General features: G+C 53.8%; 14 protein-coding genes and 3 tRNA genes. 2 read left to right on the top strand and 15 right to left on the bottom strand.

Going from position 1 to position 16670, the window contains the following annotated elements; all coding sequences use genetic code 11:
* Window positions 1–68 precede the first annotated feature (68 nt).
* From QTL79_RS13800 to QTL79_RS13765, 8 genes are all read right to left on the bottom strand, one after another.
* Entirely contained in the window at window positions 69–1256 is a 1188-nt protein-coding gene (locus tag QTL79_RS13800) for a sensor histidine kinase (protein WP_346355551.1), read from the bottom strand.
* Window positions 1249–1953, bottom strand: a complete 705-nt coding sequence (locus QTL79_RS13795; protein WP_346355550.1) for a response regulator transcription factor — start codon at window positions 1951–1953, stop codon at window positions 1249–1251. Before QTL79_RS13795 ends, QTL79_RS13800 begins: the two co-directional genes overlap by 8 nt.
* 295 nt (window positions 1954–2248) lie before the next feature.
* Window positions 2249–3571, bottom strand: coding sequence for an MFS transporter (locus QTL79_RS13790; RefSeq protein ID WP_346355549.1), 1323 nt, complete (start codon window positions 3569–3571; stop codon window positions 2249–2251).
* 34 nt (window positions 3572–3605) lie between these two features.
* On the bottom strand, window positions 3606–4454 hold the full coding sequence (gene nadC / locus QTL79_RS13785) for a carboxylating nicotinate-nucleotide diphosphorylase (protein WP_346355548.1): 849 nt from the start codon (window positions 4452–4454) through the stop codon (window positions 3606–3608).
* On the bottom strand, window positions 4436–6037 hold the full coding sequence (gene nadB / locus QTL79_RS13780) for an L-aspartate oxidase (protein WP_346355547.1): 1602 nt from the start codon (window positions 6035–6037) through the stop codon (window positions 4436–4438). Before nadB ends, nadC begins: the two co-directional genes overlap by 19 nt.
* A gap of 6 nt (window positions 6038–6043) precedes the next feature.
* Window positions 6044–6952 (bottom strand): quinolinate synthase NadA, encoded by a 909-nt coding sequence (gene nadA, locus QTL79_RS13775; RefSeq protein ID WP_346355546.1) that lies wholly within the window; start codon window positions 6950–6952, stop codon window positions 6044–6046.
* 159 nt (window positions 6953–7111) lie between these two features.
* The gene (locus QTL79_RS13770) at window positions 7112–7627 is read right to left on the bottom strand and encodes a transcription repressor NadR (protein WP_346355545.1); all 516 of its coding nucleotides are present in this window, start codon (window positions 7625–7627) and stop codon (window positions 7112–7114) included.
* Between the two features lie 12 nt (window positions 7628–7639).
* Window positions 7640–8644, bottom strand: a complete 1005-nt coding sequence (locus tag QTL79_RS13765) for a potassium channel family protein (RefSeq protein WP_428845483.1) — start codon at window positions 8642–8644, stop codon at window positions 7640–7642.
* 159 nt (window positions 8645–8803) lie between these two features.
* On the opposite strand from QTL79_RS13765, the gene QTL79_RS13760 reads away from it, so the two are divergent.
* Window positions 8804–9445 (top strand): lactate utilization protein, encoded by a 642-nt coding sequence (locus tag QTL79_RS13760; protein ID WP_346355543.1) that lies wholly within the window; start codon window positions 8804–8806, stop codon window positions 9443–9445.
* A 52-nt stretch (window positions 9446–9497) separates the two neighbouring features.
* Here the strand turns inward: QTL79_RS13760 and QTL79_RS13755 are convergent, their stop codons facing one another.
* The 4 genes from QTL79_RS13755 to QTL79_RS13740 form a co-directional block, all read right to left on the bottom strand.
* Window positions 9498–11150 (bottom strand): sensor histidine kinase, encoded by a 1653-nt coding sequence (locus QTL79_RS13755; RefSeq protein ID WP_346355542.1) that lies wholly within the window; start codon window positions 11148–11150, stop codon window positions 9498–9500.
* A 150-nt stretch (window positions 11151–11300) separates the two neighbouring features.
* Window positions 11301–11376, bottom strand: a tRNA-Val gene (locus tag QTL79_RS13750).
* Between the two features lie 7 nt (window positions 11377–11383).
* A tRNA-Glu gene (locus QTL79_RS13745) sits at window positions 11384–11458 on the bottom strand.
* A gap of 1 nt (window position 11459) precedes the next feature.
* Window positions 11460–11535 (bottom strand) — tRNA-Asn (locus QTL79_RS13740).
* A gap of 134 nt (window positions 11536–11669) precedes the next feature.
* On the opposite strand from QTL79_RS13740, the gene QTL79_RS13735 reads away from it, so the two are divergent.
* Window positions 11670–12782: an aminopeptidase gene (locus tag QTL79_RS13735; protein WP_346355541.1), complete on the top strand. Its 1113-nt coding sequence runs from the start codon at window positions 11670–11672 to the stop codon at window positions 12780–12782.
* Between the two features lie 50 nt (window positions 12783–12832).
* Here the strand turns inward: QTL79_RS13735 and speE are convergent, their stop codons facing one another.
* The 3 genes from speE to dcuC form a co-directional block, all read right to left on the bottom strand.
* Window positions 12833–13669, bottom strand: a complete 837-nt coding sequence (gene speE / locus QTL79_RS13730) for a polyamine aminopropyltransferase (protein ID WP_346355540.1) — start codon at window positions 13667–13669, stop codon at window positions 12833–12835.
* Window positions 13670–13776: 107 nt separating this feature from the next.
* Complete coding sequence (locus QTL79_RS13725; RefSeq protein ID WP_346355539.1) at window positions 13777–14928, bottom strand: HD-GYP domain-containing protein; 1152 nt, start codon at window positions 14926–14928, stop codon at window positions 13777–13779.
* Between the two features lie 213 nt (window positions 14929–15141).
* A complete protein-coding gene (dcuC, locus tag QTL79_RS13720; RefSeq protein ID WP_346355538.1) occupies window positions 15142–16509 on the bottom strand; it encodes a C4-dicarboxylate transporter DcuC in 1368 nt (455 codons plus the stop codon).
* Window positions 16510–16670: the final 161 nt, after the last annotated feature.

Genomic DNA, 16670 nt, shown 5'->3' with positions numbered 1-16670 from the left:
TGTTTCATCATAAAAAACCGTTTCTGTTTATGCGTAGTTTGGCATAAACAGAAACGGTTTTCGCTTTATTACGCAACCGGCAGACGCAGCCAGAAACGGCTGCCCTGCCCCACTTCGCTCTCGACGCCGATCGAGCCGCCATGCCCTTCGACCAGACGGCGGGCGATTGCCAGTCCGAGTCCCGAACCGCCGCTTTCTCTATCGCGCGCTTTATCTGCGCGGTAAAAATGTTCAAAGATGTACGGTTGATCGCTTGGCGCAACGCCCGGCCCTTGATCGCTGACCGCAATTTCCAGCCAGCGCGCCTGCGGTTTGGTGATAAGCGCCGCGCTGACGACGACCGACGCGCCGTACGGCGAATAGCGCAGCGCATTGGTCAGCAAATTATACAAGACTTGGTTTAAGCGTCCGGCGTCGCCGCGGATCAGCGGCAGGTTATCTTCGTATCGTTCGAGCAGAGTGATGCTTTTTTCTTCGGCCAGCGGCGCAAGCATACCGACGGCCCGGCCAAGCAGCGCTTCGATACGGATCGGCTGTATGTCGAGCGTCAACTGTCCGGCTTCGGCCAGCGACAGATCGCGCAGATCGGTGATCAGGCGACCGAGCTGCGCCGCTTCTTCATGCAGCGACGCCAATTGGGCGTCGTCGCGTGCAATGACGCCTTCGAGCATGCCTTCAAGATTGCCTTGAATGATCGTCAGCGGCGTGCGCAGTTCATGCGCGATGTCGGCAAGCAGCCGCCGTCTGAGTCTCTGGTTGTCGGCCAGGCTGTGCGACATCGTATTGAACGCCGCACCCAAGTGGCCGACCTCATCCTCGCTTTGTATTTTGACCAGTTCGCCGTAGCGTCCCTGCCCCACCGCATCGACCGCGCGGCTCAGTCTGCGCAGCGGCACGGTGATGCTGCGTGCGACAAAGTAACTGCCGACCAAGCCGATCACTAATATAGCCGCTCCGACCCAAAGCAGCGAGCGGTGATAGGATTCCATGAAGTTTTGCTCTGCCGCTCCGATCAGTTCGGGTAAGCGCCGTCCTTGTCCTTGTCCTTGTCCTTGTCCTTGTCCTTGTCCTTGTCCTTGTCCTTGTCCCAGCATCATACCGCCGCCCATGCGTTCCTGCATGTGTCCGTGTTGAACGGTAAGGTATTCGCCGAACTGGCGATCCATCTGATAGTTCGCCAGATAGACCAAGAGCAGCACGGTCGCAACAATCGATAGGAACATTAATCCGGCAATCCGGTGCAAAATGCTACGCATGGTTTTCACCGGCCAGTTTGTAACCGACGCCGTACACGGTTTGGATCAATTGCAGTTCGCCGCTGTGTTCGGCCAATTTGCGTCGCAGGTTTTTGATATGTGCGTCAATCGTCCGTTCATAGCCTTCAAACGCATACCCCTGCACCTGTTCGACAATTTGCATCCGGCTATAGACGCGGCCGGGACTCGATGCCAAGAGATCCAAGATGCGAAATTCGGTCGGCGTTAGTTCGAGCTCGCTCTCTGCATACCAGGCGCGGAAAGCATCGCGATCCAGCGTCAATCCGTTGACGCGCACGCTGTTCTCTTTTTCCTTCTCCGCCGCCTTCCCCTGGGTGCGGCGCAGGATCACCTTGGCGCGCACAACGACTTCGCGCGGACTGAACGGTTTTGTCACATAGTCGTCCGCTCCCATCTCGAGCCCGACCAGACGATCCACTTCGTCGTCCCTGGCCGTCAGCATGATGATCGGCACATCGCCGATTCGTCGCGCCTGGCGGCAGACTTCCCACCCGTCCATGCCGGGCAGCATCAGGTCGAGCACCATGATATCAGGCCGTTTCGCCTCAAGTTCCGCCAGCGCACCCGGGCCGTCATGCGCCACCAGAACAGAAAAGCCTTCTTTTTCAAAATAGCTGGACAATAGCGTCGTGATCTTAACGTCATCATCCACCAGTAATGCAAGCAAACGCTCCATCGTCGTCCCACCTCCGTTTCCTGCTTTGATTATAGCATGGAGCTTCGCCGCAGATAAAGAAAGAACCGGCCGCAGCCGGTTAGACCATTGAAAAATAGAATGGACACAAAAGAAGAGCAGGACAAAAAGAAACAATAACACGAAGAAGCGAAGCGGGCCGATCCTATCGGCCCGGTAGGAAGAAATGAAGAATAATAAAATCTTCCCATCTTCCCTTCTTCGGCTCTTCGTGTAAAAACGTCCCATTTGATTTCGTTTTTTCAACAGTCTCAAAGAAGCGGACGCAGCCGGTTCTTTATCCTTTGTTGATCTCGCTCAGCGTCCGTCCTTTTGTCTCTTCGCCGAGCAGCAGCACGATCAGCGCGACGCCCAGCATCACGGCTGTGAACATCGCAAATATTTTTTCAAACCCGCCTTGTCCGGCAATCATATAGCCGACCACCGTCGGCGCCAGAATGCCGCCGATCCGCCCGACTGCCGCGGCCCAGCCGGAACCAAGCGCCCGGATGCGCGTCGGATACAATTCCGGCGTGTAGGTATAAACGACGCCCCACGCACCGAGATTAAAAAAGGACATCAGGCTGCCCCAAACCAGGAGCATCGTTTCGCTGCCGCCCTGACCGAAGAAATACGCGCAAAGCGCACAACCGGTCAAAAATCCGGACAGCGTCAGTTTGCGGCCTATCTTGTCGACCAAGTAGGCGGCGGCAAAATAGCCGGGCAGCTGCGCGAGCGTCATCCATAAAACGGCCTCAAAACTTTTCAGCACCGTGTAACCTTGTCCGACCAACAGCGAAGGCAGCCAGGTAAAAATCCCATAATAGGAGTATACGATGCCAAACCAAAGCAGCCAAAGCATCAATGTGCGCCGGATAAAGGCGCGTCCCCAAATATCGCTGAACGCCGCACGCGTCTGTTCCTGTTTCGGCGGCAGCACGGCCTCCTCCACAACGGCAAGACCAGCCGCCTGTTCCAACTGGCAAACCAAATGATGTGCTTCCTGCACACGTCCTTTATCCACCAGATAGCGTACCGATTCCGGTACGCCGCGCCATACCTGAAACACATACAGCGCAGGCAAGGAGCCGATCAGAAACGCCGCCTGCCAGCCGTAGTGAGGAATCACCAGATAAGCGACGAGCGCCGCCGCCAGCCAGCCAAGCCCCCAGAAACTTTCCAGCAGGACGATGAAACGGCCGCGTTTATCGGGCGGCGAGTATTCGGTCATCAGCGTGACGGCAACCGGCAATTGTCCGCCAAGTCCAAAGCCGACGAGAAAACGAAACGCGAGCAACGATTCGAAGTTCCAGGCCAGACCGCAAAGTCCGGTGGCGATGCTGTAAAGCACCAGCGTCGCAGCGAAGAGATTCCTCCGCCCGATCCGGTCAGCCGCCGTACCGGCCAATACTGCGCCGAGCGCCATGCCGATCAGTCCGGCGCTGCCGATATAGCCCATCTGCGCGCTGCTCAAGCCCCACGCTTTCGCCAGCGTCGGCAAGACGAAGGCGATAATGCCGGTGTCCATCGCATCAAACATCCAGCCGAAACCGGTAAAAGCCAATAATCGATAATGAAAGCGTCCAAGCGGAATTCTCTCCATCCGACTAAGAATATCCATCGTCGCTCTCCTTTCTTTTACTAACGCCATCTCTTTAGCGTCCCCCTTTCGCTTCGCCGATATCGAGACTGATGTCGAGTCCGGTCACAGAATGCGTCAAAGCGCCGGCTGAAATCAGATCGACGCCCGTCGCCGCTACCTGCGCAAGTTTTTTGCCGTCAATGCCGCCAGATGCTTCGAGCAGCACGCGCCCACGATTGAGGGCAACCGCTTGCCGCATTGTTTCGATTTCCATGTTATCCAGCATGATGATATCGGCTCCCGCTGCCAGCGCTTCTTCGACGCCATCCAGCGTTTCAACCTCCACCTCGATCTTAATCGTATGCGGCGCACGCTCACGCGCCGCTTGGATAGCCTCTGCAATTCCTCCGGCCAGTTTGATGTGATTGTCTTTAATCAATACGCCGTCATATAAACCGAAACGGTGATTGGAACCGCCGCCGACCCGCACAGCGTATTTTTGCAGTTGCCGCAAACCGGGCAGCGTCTTACGCGTATCCGTCAATTTGGTCTGCGTTCCCGCTAATTCTTTTTGCCAGGCGGCTGTCTTTGTCGCGATGCCGCTAAGATGCTGCAGCAGATTGAGCGCCAGCCTCTCGCCGCTCAGCAGAGCCCGCGCCGAACCGTAAACTTCCGCCAAAACAGTTCCTGCAGCGACTGCGTCGCCGTCCTTGACCCGAGAGCGAAAATCAATTTCCGGATCGAGCAGACGAAACACTTCCGCCGCCAAATCCAGTCCCGCGATCACGCCCGCCGCTTTGGCATGAATGACGCCGCTGCTTCGCAAACTGACCGGGACAATGCTTTCGCTCGTCAGATCGCCGTGTCCGATGTCTTCTTCCAGCCATGCGTTCAACATGCTTTTCAATTTCCCTGTCTCCATCTTCGCCCGCCTCCTCTGCGCCAATAAAGCGCCGCATGATAGGGTTTCCCGTTCGTTTGCGTATAATCCGTCCGGCAATGCCCGCCCCTCGTTTCTTGCCGCCAGAGCGCCGCCAGCGCGATCAGCCGTCCCACCGTCAGCATATTGCAAGCTTCGACGGCCTGCGCCGTGTCCGCGCTAACATTGCGCAGCGCCTGCGCGGTTTGCGTAAGAAACTGCACGCCTTTTCGTAGCGACGCAGCGCTGCGCGCCACGCCGACATGTTCTTCCATGCAAGCACTGATTTGTTGCCGCCAATCTCCGTCGCTCAACGACGTTAACGCTTCCTGGGACGAGGTCGTAAGTTTTATCTGCTGAAGCTGCCGTTCCCGTCCAATTGCAGCCGCTGCCCGTCCGCCGAGCACAATGCCTTCCAGCAGTGAATTGCTGGCCAAACGGTTCGCGCCGTGCAATCCGCTGCAGGCCACTTCGCCGCAGGCATAGAGGCCGGGAAGACTGGTGCGCCCCATCAGATCGGTTCGAATGCCGCCCATCCAATAATGCGCCGCCGGTGCTACCGGCAGCAAGTCGCGCTTCATGTCAAAGCCCCATTGCTTGCAGGTCTGATAAATGCCCGGAAATCGTTCCTGGCAATTGGTCAGACGCGTCGCATCTAAGAAGACGCTTTCTTTTAATACAAAACGCTGGCGATGCATCTCCCGCGCAACCACATCACGCGGCGCAAGTTCCGCCAACGGATGAACGCCCGTCATAAAATACTGCCCTGCGCCGTTCACGAGCCGCGCCCCTTCGCCGCGTACCGCCTCCGAGATCAAAAAAGAAGGCGCATGCGGCGAGGCCAGCACCGTCGGATGAAACTGGACAAACTCCAAGTCCGTCAACTGAACTCCGGCCCGGTAAGCCATCGCAACCCCGTCTCCGGTCGCACCTTCCGGATTGCTGGTATTACGGTAGAGACGCCCCACGCCGCCGGTCGCTAAAATCGTGTTGGCCGCACAAACCGCCGAAAAGGAACCCGCTCCGTCCCTTTGCAGCAGCGCGCCGCAACAGCGTCCGCCTTCACGCAGCAAATCCACCGCGATGCAGGACGTCACAACGTTAATATTCGGGTGTTCCTCCGCCAGACGCCATAGTTGCCGGATGATGCCCGCCCCTGTCGCATCGCCGTCGACATGCAAGACGCGGCGGCGGTTATGCCCGCCTTCGCGACCGCGTTGCCAGCTGCCGTCTGCCGTATCAAAGCAAACGCCCGCAGCAGACAAAGCGCGAATGGCCGCCGCCCCTTCTTGCGTCACCAGGCGGACCGCCGCCGGATCGCACAGACCGCTCCCGGCTATCAGCGTATCGGCCGCATGAAGCGCCGCCGAATCATCCTCACCGACGGCAGCGGCAATGCCGCCTTGGGCATGATAACTGTTGCTGTCCTTGCCGCCGCCTTTAACGACTACGGTAACCTGCGTTCCGGCGCGAGCAAGTTCCAACGCCGCCCAAAGCCCGGCGATGCCGCCACCGATGATTAGGCACATCGTTTCTTCCTGCTCGATTTGCCGCAAATCGAAATTCCGCAAATAGCGTCGCTCCATATCCGCTCACCCCAGTTTCAACATCCTGGTTAAACTTGTCAGCGCTGGTGCACGCAGGTCTTCCGAAACGCGAATGACCGGACTCATGGTTTCGAGCGCACGCAGTACCGACGACAAACGCGTCAGCTTCATATTCGGACAGACCAGTTTGGGCGTCGCCAGATAAAATGATTTCTCCGGACAGGTTTTACTAAACCGCTCTAAAATACCCGACTCCGTAACGACGATAAATTCCGTCGCTGCACTCGCCGCGGCAAAACGCACCATTCCGGCTGTGCTCGCAATATGGTCGGCCAAATTAGCGACCGCGGCGCAACATTCCGGATGAACCAGCACAAGAGCGCCAGGATGCGCTTTTTTTGCCGCTAACACATCCTCCTGCGTCACCCATTCATGCGTGTTGCACCAACCCGGCCAAAGTTCCATCTCTCTTCCTGTCTGGCGTATGACATAGCCGCCGAGATTGCGATCCGGCAAAAACAGAACCTCTTGTTCGTCCGGCAGCGAAGCCACTACTTTGACGGCATTCGCCGAGGTACAGCAAATATCGCTAAGCGCCTTGACGGCAGCCGACGTGTTAACATAGGCTACAATAACCGCCTTTGGATTTTTTTCTTTCCATTCGGCCAGCGCTTTTTCCGTCACCATATCCGCCATCGGACAGCCTGCGCCCGCCTCCGGCAGCAGCACTTGCTTCTCGGATGCAAGCAACGCAGCGCTTTCCGCCATAAAATGAACGCCGCAGAGTACGATTACGTCTGCATCGGTTTCTGCCGCGGCGCGCGCTAGTTCCAGCGAATCGCCTACCAGATCCGCCACAGCCTGAATTTCCGGCCGCTGATAGTAATGAGCGAAAATCACCGCACGGCGTTTTTTCTTCCAGAGCTCAATTTCTTTTTGCATCTCTTGGTTCATTCTTTTCTTCGCCTCTATTCTCAAGCTGTCTTTACACCTATCTTGTCATATTATAGACTTATTCCGCCGCGCTGACAAGACATCTTGCCTGAGAGAAAAGAAAAACGTCGTCTCTGGACAAGTTCTTCGCTTGTTCGAGACGACGCGCCTTCTTCTTATTCAGTTCAGTAAGATTCCTTTTTCTTTCAACTCGTGCTTTATCCGCTCCAATGTCTCTGCATCCGGAACTTCCACCGTATGCAGGTGAACGCCGTCGGTAATCGCCGACAGCGGCTCGGCATTGCTCTCGGAAAGCTGTGCCAGGAACTGATTCAGCTCGCGCCGGGTCGACAGCATCAGCGTCGCCTTGATCTCGCCGTAGAGCGGGTGTTCCACCACGACGTCGACAACCTTACCGCCGTTATCGATGATGATGGCCAACTCTTCATGCAGCCGCTCCCGGGCATGCTTACAGGCCAATGTCGCCGAGACCACTTGCGCGACGGATCGCTTCGGCAGCAAATAGCCCTGCGGCGTTGCGTATACTTCCGCACCGGTGGCTCGCAAGAGTGCAAAGTCACCGACAATAACCTGGCGACTGACGCCTAATTCGCGCGCCAATTGCGTTCCGGTAAGCGGAGTCGTTGCTTTCTCTAATAAACGAAGTAATTCTTGCCTTCTCTGCTTCGCATCCATCCATTCTCCTCCTTAACCGGCCGAATGTCCGACCGCCAGTTGATTCAAACGGCTTAACGGTTCCCGCTGCCCCAATACGATCATGATGTCGCCGCCGCAAATGATATCGCTGGCGCGTGGATTGGTGATCACCTGATCGCCCCGCTTGATCGCGACAACAATAGAATCGTAGCGGCCTTTAATGTCGCTTTCTAAAAATGTCTTGCCCACCAATTCAGAATCCATACTAACTACAATCTCTGCGATGTCCATATGCAGATCCTGATTGTAAAAGAGGTTTTCGACAAAATCCGTGATGACCGGTCGCGTCATCGCCGACACCATTTGCCGCCCGCCCATGACCGAGGGGAAGATGACCGTGTCCGCACCCGCGCGGCGCAGCTTTTCTTCCGCTTCCGGCCGATCGGCCCGCGCTACAATATGAATGCCGGGATTCAAGCTTTTGGCGGTCAGCGTCACATACACATTATCCGCGTCATGCGACAGCGCCGTTATGATCCCCTGCGCATTCATCAATCCGGCGCGCAGGATCACTTCATCCAACGTCGAATCGCCGTGGATCGCCAGGATTTTCCGTTCACATAATCCGTCAAAGCGCTCCTGATCCTTTTCAATCACCACAAACGTCTGGCCTTCCTGCTGCAGATTCTTAATGACATTCGAGCCAACCCGTCCCGCGCCGCAAACAATAATATGATTCTGCAATCCGGCAATCCGTCTGTCCATTTCTTTCCTCCCAAAAATATCTTTTAAACGTCCTTCGATGGACATGCTGACGACCAATGTAAACGTATATAACGACATACCAACCCCGGCTAAAATAAAAAGTGAAGTGAAAATTTTTCCGGGAATCGTTTTGGGCACAATATCGCCGTAACCAACGGTCGCCACCGTTGCAATCGCCATATATGTCGCATCAATAAACGACAAGTGTTCTATCAGCATCATTCCGGCTATGCCGACCGCCAAGATCACCGTAAATGTGACCAAAGTTATTCTCAGCTGTCCTAACTGCACTCGCATCACCCCATAAATTTAGATAATACGTCAACTAAAGCATTAATTCCTGTTTTTTTCGTTACTTTTTTCGCAATGCCCCTTCGTCGGAAGGATTATTCTTCTGCTGTTGCGAACCTTTAGCATAAAAAGCATTGTAATTTACAAGGAGGTTTCGCCATGAATCCATTTCAACCCTGGCATAATGAAACACTTTCGCTTCGTACCGTGAGCGCACTGCAAGCCAATCGCTTTAAGGCCTGCTACCACGCGACAGCCGCTCCGGCCGTCGCCGAACTTTTGGAAGCGATCCCGCTTTCGGCCACTGTCGGCGTTGCCGGTTCGTGGACGCTGCAGGAAATCGGCCTGATCGCCGCCCTGGAAGAACGCGGCCAGCACCTCTTGAATCACAACAAGCCCGGCTTGAGTCCGGAAGAAAGTTTAGCCATTCGCCGTCAGCAACTGACCTGTGACATCTTTCTCACCAGTACGAATGCTCTGACGTTAAACGGCGAACTGGTCAACGTCGACGGCGCCGGAAACCGCGTCGCAGCAATGACGTTCGGCCCCGGCAAAGTCTTCGTCGTAACCGGCGCGAACAAGATCGTACCGAATATAGCTGCCGCACAGGAACGCATTCGCCTTTTGGCTGCACCGCTCAACAACAAGCGTCTTAATCGCCCCAATCCTTGCGTGACCACCGGCCAATGCAGCGACTGCCAAGGCGCCAGCCGGATCTGCACGATCACGTCGATCTTGCATAAACAACCGTTAAGCAGCGACATCTCCGTCATCATCATCGGCGAAGAATTAGGTTTTTAAAGGCAAACCCGGTCTGCACGCCTCCTCTTGGATGCTGCAAACCGGGTTTTTCTTATCGGTCAGCCAACGGCAACAGGACGATGAAAACCGCACCTCGTCCCGGCTGACTTTTCACGACTACGCGTCCGCCATGATTTTCGACGATATTATAACTGATGGACAGCCCCAGGCCATTGCCGTCATTCTTTGTCGTAAAGAACGGCGTGCCGAGCCGCGCGACGACTTCGCTCGTCATGCCCGCGCCGTCGTCACGCACGACAAGAGCGGCCATCCCCTCCTGCATCCCTACGCCGACCTCGACGCAACCGCCTTCATCAACCGACTCGATCGCATTCTTCACCAGATTGATGACGACCTGCTTCAACTGACTTTCGTCGCCGATGATCTCACAGCGCAGACGGGCAGTCAGCGCATCCGCGACGTCCATATAGACCGGCGCGCCGGACGGCAGCCCCATCGGCTTGACGATGATCCTCACCTTTTTCGCCACGCCTTGCGGCCCCATCAGCAAGAGCACATCCGTCACCAATCGTCCTAAGTCCAAACGGACAAAGCGCGGATTTTCCATCGGCTTGGTTAATTGTTGAAACTCGCCGACCAATTTGTCGAGACGTTCAATCTCGCCAAGAATGATTTGGAAATGCTCATCCTGTTCGCCTTGCAGCTTGGAACGTTGCAGCCGCAGTTGAACAAAACCTTTGATTGTGGTCAAGGGATTTCGTATCTCATGCGCCAGTCCGGCGGCCATTTGATTTACGCTCAGCAAGCGCTCCAAACGCATGCGCCGCATGTTTTCCTCATAAAGCTGCCCCTGCTGCAAATACCGGTACAATAAGAGGATCAAGACGATGACCAAGAGAAAGAAAACGACCTGATAGATGGATTGCCAAAAAACCTGCAAATAAATCCGCTGCATCGTCGATGCCAAAACAAATTGCCACGGCGCATTCTCGAGATGCGCATATAAGTAAAGCCTTTCCTCTTCCACTCGGCGAACGATCAAGGTTCCATCGTTTCCGAGGCGAAGCGCCAATCCCTGATCCTGCGTCAGCCACTGCGCCTCTTGCTCGCTTTGCGGCGCGGCATTACCCGGATGATAGATGAACTGGCCCTGGTCATCGCGTACAAACAAGTGCTCACCCGGCACAAGCTTGTCCTCCGGCAGCCAGCGCGTCATTTCCTGCGCGGCCATGTCCGCGATGATCACGCCATTGACTTTTTGCTGCGCATCAAAAATCGGCGCCAACCAACTGAAATAATTCGCGCCCGTCACCTTGTCACGGCGCAGTTCCGTGACCATCGGACGCCCATTCTTTAAAACCAAATCGATATATTGTCGATCATCATCGACATTGGCGCGCGCAGTCGGAGGCATCGTCTGCGCCAAAATGGTTCCTGCCCGATTGTAGATCGTCATATGTAAAAAACCTAATAATTGCTGCGGCCTTTTCAGCCCATTAGCCACATGTTGCGGCTCCAGTTCCCAGATCCCTTCATCGCTGGCCAAAGTCTGCAGCGCCATCAAGCGCATCGCCACTTCGGCTTCGATCTGCCGTTGCATCGTTTGCAAACGCACGCGTTCCTGACGCATAACCTGCCGATATTGGCTATTGTAAAACTGCACTGCCATCGTGCAGAGCAGCGCAATTCCAAGTACCAGCAAAAGCAACCGTATCATTGTCTTGCGACTCACGCCATTTTCCACCGTTTACACCTCACATCCCTACGAATGAAAATTTCGTCAACTTTCCGTCATTTCCTGCTATCTTCTGCCTAAACTCGACAAATTAGTGATGTTTAAGCTCATTTGCACTAAAAAAAAGCTTTCGGATGCTATCCAAAAGCTTGTTCGTTATGGTGGGGGATGACGGGATCGAACCGCCGACATCCTGCTTGTAAGGCAGGCGCTCTCCCAGCTGAGCTAATCCCCCGCAATATTGGTGACCCGTAAGGGATTCGAACCCTTGATACCGCCGTGAAAGGGCGGTGTCTTAACCGCTTGACCAACGGGCCATGGCTCCCCGGGTAGGACTCGAACCTACGACCGATCGGTTAACAGCCGATTGCTCTACCAGCTGAGCTACCGAGGAACGACATTGATAATTATAGCAAAGTGCACAAAGAATCGCAATAGGTTTTCATAAAAAAACTGCATTTTAAAATCAGGACTTATCTACTATACTAGAGTCAGTGTTACTCGTTTGTCATAAAAGGAGGAATTGCTATGGATCCCCGTATCAAGACACTTGCTAAAAACCTAATCCACTATTCCGTATCACTGCAGCCGGGCGAAAAAGTGCTGATCGAAGTCTACGACGACGGACTTCCTTTGGTCAAGGCCCTTGTGGCAGAAGCCTATCAGGCTGGTGGTCTGCCGTTCGTAACCATCAAAAACAATGCGATCCAACGCGCCCTGCTGCTTGGCGCCACAAGCGAACAACTCGACAGCATCGCCGCTTGGGAAGCCGCCCGTATGAAAGAAATGGATGCGTATATCGGCCTGCGTGCCGGTTTCAACGCCAGTGAATTGTCGGATGTGCCAGGCTCGCAAATGGACCTATACCAACGTCATTGGTGGCACCCGGTTCATTCCGAACTGCGCGTGAACCAGACCAAATGGTGCGTTTTACGTTACCCTAACGCCGCAATGGCGCAACTGGCCAACATGAGCAGCGAAGCCTTCGCTGATTTTTATTTTGACGTATGCAATCTCGACTATCAAAAAATGTCGCTGGCGATGGAGCCGCTGGTTAAGCTTCTTGACCAGACCGATCGCGTGCGCATCGTCGGCCCCGGCACCGATCTGGCGTTTTCGATCAAAGACATTCCCGCCGTCAAATGCTGCGGCTTGCGCAATATTCCCGACGGCGAGGTCTACACCGCACCCGTCAAGGATTCGATCAACGGCACGCTATCCTACAATACGCCGTCTGTTTATCAGGGCGTCACCTATGAAAACATCTGCTTCGAATTCAAAGAGGGAAAAATCGTCAAAGCCAGCGCCAATAATACGGCAGGCATCAATCAAGTCCTCGACACCGATCCCGGCGCCCGCTATATCGGCGAATTTGCGCTCGGCATCCACCCGCATATTACGACGGCAATGAAAGATACGCTATTCGATGAAAAAATCAAAGGCAGCTTTCACTTTACACCGGGCAACGCATACAAAACCGCCGATAACGGTAACCGCTCCGCTGTGCATTGGGATCTCGTCTGCATCCAGACCGCAGAATGCGGCGGCGGCGAAATTTGGTTCGATGACCGCCTGATCCGCAAAGACGGACGTTTCGTAATTGACGAACTTGCCGGACTGAATCCGGAAGCACTCGCATAGAAATGAAAAAGACAGCTGCGTTATTAAAAACGCAGCTGTCTTTTTCATTTCTATTTGCTGCCGGTCAAATCTTTGACAAAACCAGGCAGGCTAAAGCAAGTCTTGTGAAGGTCTTTGTTGTAATAACGCGTGGCAAATGGAGTTTCGGGCACTTCGATCGCTAATGGATCATATTTTTTCGAGCCCATCGTAAACGAATGCATTCCGCCCGGATAGAGCGGCACATTGCTAAGATACATCCGCGTGACTGGGAAAAGGGCGGAAATCTCCTTGTGCAGATAACGAATCAACTCCTGATGGAAAAACGGCGATTCCGTCTGCTGAACAAACAAGCCGTCCGGCTTCAGAGCCTTATAGACGTCTTTATAGAAAGCGCCGGTAAACAGTCCTTCGCCCGGCCCGATCGGATCCGAACAATCAACGATGATCACATCATAGATCCCGTCCGCATCTTTCATATGTTGGATGCCGTCGCAAATTTTAAGTTCCACCTTAGGGTGGTTATTCAGCAAGGCTTCGCTGATTTCCGGCAGGAACTGTTTGGAAACTTCGACCACAACGCCGTCAATTTCCACCATTTCCGCTTTTTCCAGCGCGGCATGCTTCACGACTTCACGGATCGTACCGCCGTCGCCGCCGCCAATGACCAAGACCCGCTTCGGGTTCGGGTGGGTGAGCATCGGTACATGGGCGATCATTTCGTGATAGGTGAACTCATCCTTAATCGATGTCTGAAACACACCATCAAGCACCAACATACGCCCAAACTGCTCGGTATCAATCACAGCCACATCCTGAAACTGTGATTTTCCCATATACAAGGTTTCTTTCACTCGAACCTTCATGCCCAGATTCTTCGTCTGAAACTCTGTAAACCATAAATCCATTCTACCATTCCTCCTGCTTCGCCCTCCGGGGCGACACTCTTTGCAGACCATCCGGCCTACCATATACAGGAATGAATTTTATCATAAAACGGCCTTTGAGAAAAGCCCTATTTTCCAGGACTGTCGCCAGGCATGGCGATAACAGCCCCATCTGGCCAGAGCCAGGACTTCACCGAAAGATGCGAATCCGTCGCCAAATTGACCATCGTTCCATCCGCCAGTTCCAAGATTGGCTTCGTTTCCGGCAGTTCCGGAAACACGGCGATTTTGGCGCGCCGACCATCGTTCAGGATGACTTCCTCATTAAGCAAACTTTCTCTGATCTTGCCGATGAAGAGCATCAGGAGCTGTTCATCGAGTCCGCTTCGTTCCTGTGTCCACATCACCTGTGCCGCACTGAGCTGCGAGATCGCCTTACGATACGGCCGATCGCTGGTCAGCGCATCATAGACATCGGCAATCGCCAGCATTCTCGCCAATGGCGAAATGGCCTCACCAGACAACGCGCGCGGATAGCCCTCGCCATTCAGTCTCTCATGATGCTGAAAAATCGCATTCGAGATATGAGGAGGTACGCCCGGCAATTCATTCAACAGACGATAGCTGTGCGTTACATGCACCTTGGCCATCATCGTCTCTTTGACGCTCAATTTTTCCGGTTTCGTCAATATTTCATGATATACCTGGCTCTTGCCGATATCGTGCAAGAGACCGGCATAGACCGCTTCTTTGATTTCATTTTCCGACTGCCCAAGCCAGGTCGCCAATAAACCGGTATAGACCGCTACGTCGAGCGCATGACGATATAAATATTCTTCACCGCGCCCCGGTTCATGCACATACCAGATGCCGCCCTTGATCGGCAGCAGCTTTTGCACGATCAGCAGCGTCAAGCGCTGCATTTCTGCAATCGGCACCTCGCCGCTGTAACGCGTTTGTACAAAGACGCGCTGCAAGTCTTTCTTGATAATATCACGGGTCTCTTTAAATTTTGCTAAACCGCTTTGCTGCTTCGGCGCAGTATCCCGACTGCTCGTCAACAAATCTTTTAGCATATCACCTAAATTTTCAACGTCAAAGGCCTCTTCGGCTTTCGGCAGCGTAACTTTAATCCGGTCAATTTCCCAGTCCTTCATCCGACTAATCCAGTGCGTAGTTAAGACGGTGCCCTGTCCCAAGACCATATTGCCGTCCGGGCTGCTGATAGATTCTTCTAAAATCATATTCTCTTTGACTTCATTCAACATCAGTACTCTCATTTGCCAACACTGCTCCTTCATTCAACCCCATCAGCTATCTTCCAAAGCTAAAAACCGTCTCTCTTCTCTCCCCCTTATTATCCTCAAAAACGCAACTGATAGCAACCATTAAATTCACATATATTTCTTGCAACTCAAATTTATTTCTAATATAAGAAAATCAGAGCAAAAAAAATCCCCAGGCAAAAAATGCCCGAGGATTTTTTCGATCGTTTAACGATAAAAATATACGAATGTCGCAGCCACGTTGACGATCAGCGCCCCCGCCATCGGAATTGCAGTTCGCTTCACCAAATCAAACGGCGATACGCCCGCGATGCCGGACGTAACAACGATGACCGCCGTGATCGGCGACACGGCGCGTGAGATACTGGCGCCAAAGTGCATCGGCAACAGCATCAAGACCGGAGGAATCGACATCTTAGCCGCCACGACGGGCGCCAATGCCGCAAACGCGAAGAACGGCGCATTGCCGGAGCCCATAACGACGGAGCAAACCGCAATGATCCCGACCATGACCAAGATCATGCCGGAAGCGCCAAAGCCGGCGTTTTGCGCCGAGCTAATGATGCTGTCAATCGCGCCTACGGAACGCAGGCCCTGCGCGAATACTTCACCGGAAACCACCAGCGTGACGACTGCAGCAAATTGCATGCCCATGCCGTCAAAGAAAACTTGGATGTCGGCGAACACTTTGTTCAGATCGCGACTGCGAATAAATTCGCAGGCCATCGCGACAAACAAACTGATCAGCATCGAATTGACCAGATCCATCTTGATATCTTTGATGGCCATCGTGAACGTCAAGATCAGGATCAGCGGCACCATCGGCAATAAAGCAAACCAGGCCGGCGGAAGTTTTTCCGCATCGGCCGGCGTTGCGGCCGGAGCAATGATCTCGACTTTGTGACCTTCACGACGGTCGAACCAACGCTGTACCAGGTAGTGAAGAACGGCAACAGCCGCCATGACCGTAAGCGCGACCGGAACCTGATATTCCTGCCAGTACACGCCGATACTCATGCCTGCTTTTTCCGCCGACAGCACGCTGCCGGGATCGGTCGGGCTCCAGTCCAGGCACATCGTCGTCGCAATCGCCGCCGTAGCGGACAGACGGCTGACGCCTAAGCTGACCAAGACAGGGAACATCGTCACCATCAGCAGCATGCCGAGTCCGGACGCGCTGTTAATGAACAGACCGAGGAATTGTCCCATCAGAAAGCAAGCGGAAAGCATCACGTATGGAGCCTTCAGTTTGCGCAACGGCTTAATCGCCAGCTGCACCAGCACTTTGCTGGCGCCGATTTGGTCCATGTAACGGGCAAATCCGCCCACCGCCATGATGCTAAGACCCAATCCGGCAACTCGCGTGCTCAATGTCTTCTTGATAAATTCAAACAAGTCGAAGAACACGGCTCCTGTACTTTCTTTCGCCGGCAAGATCGTTCCCAAATGGAAACCGACCGCACAGAGCATCAGGATCATCCCGCCCATGACGAGAACAGGTTGCGGCTTATACTTTTTCACAATCAAAAAGCCGACCAGTACGGTTACAATAAGTGCTAATATCACGCCAGTCACTTTCGAATCCACCCTCTTCCTTTTATTTGTTTTGTATGCAAAATTCATTATTCTCTTTCAAGAAATAAATTCCTGCTTCAATTTTACATATTTATTTTTTAATTCACACATTATCGCCCGTTTAAGGGCAGACTGTAAATTAAATTCACATAAAAGCGTTT

The organism is Azotosporobacter soli (assembly GCF_030542965.1).
Classification (GTDB): domain Bacteria; phylum Bacillota; class Negativicutes; order SG130; family SG130; genus Azotosporobacter; species Azotosporobacter soli.
The sequence above is the reverse complement of the archived record's forward strand: the minus strand, read 5'-3'. Positions and strand labels throughout refer to the sequence as shown.

Coding starts and splice junctions, on each gene's coding strand:
- QTL79_RS13735 (WP_346355541.1), top strand. CDS start 11,670: ATGGATCCCCGTATCAAGACACTTGCTAAAAACCTAATCCACTATTCC.
- nadB (WP_346355547.1), bottom strand. CDS start 6,037: ATGGAGCGACGCTATTTGCGGAATTTCGATTTGCGGCAAATCGAGCAG.
- QTL79_RS13790 (WP_346355549.1), bottom strand. CDS start 3,571: ATGGATATTCTTAGTCGGATGGAGAGAATTCCGCTTGGACGCTTTCAT.
- nadA (WP_346355546.1), bottom strand. CDS start 6,952: ATGAACCAAGAGATGCAAAAAGAAATTGAGCTCTGGAAGAAAAAACGC.
- QTL79_RS13800 (WP_346355551.1), bottom strand. CDS start 1,256: ATGCGTAGCATTTTGCACCGGATTGCCGGATTAATGTTCCTATCGATT.
- speE (WP_346355540.1), bottom strand. CDS start 13,669: ATGGATTTATGGTTTACAGAGTTTCAGACGAAGAATCTGGGCATGAAG.
- QTL79_RS13760 (WP_346355543.1), top strand. CDS start 8,804: ATGAATCCATTTCAACCCTGGCATAATGAAACACTTTCGCTTCGTACC.
- QTL79_RS13770 (WP_346355545.1), bottom strand. CDS start 7,627: ATGGATGCGAAGCAGAGAAGGCAAGAATTACTTCGTTTATTAGAGAAA.
- QTL79_RS13725 (WP_346355539.1), bottom strand. CDS start 14,928: ATGAGAGTACTGATGTTGAATGAAGTCAAAGAGAATATGATTTTAGAA.
- QTL79_RS13795 (WP_346355550.1), bottom strand. CDS start 1,953: ATGGAGCGTTTGCTTGCATTACTGGTGGATGATGACGTTAAGATCACG.
- nadC (WP_346355548.1), bottom strand. CDS start 4,454: ATGGAGACAGGGAAATTGAAAAGCATGTTGAACGCATGGCTGGAAGAA.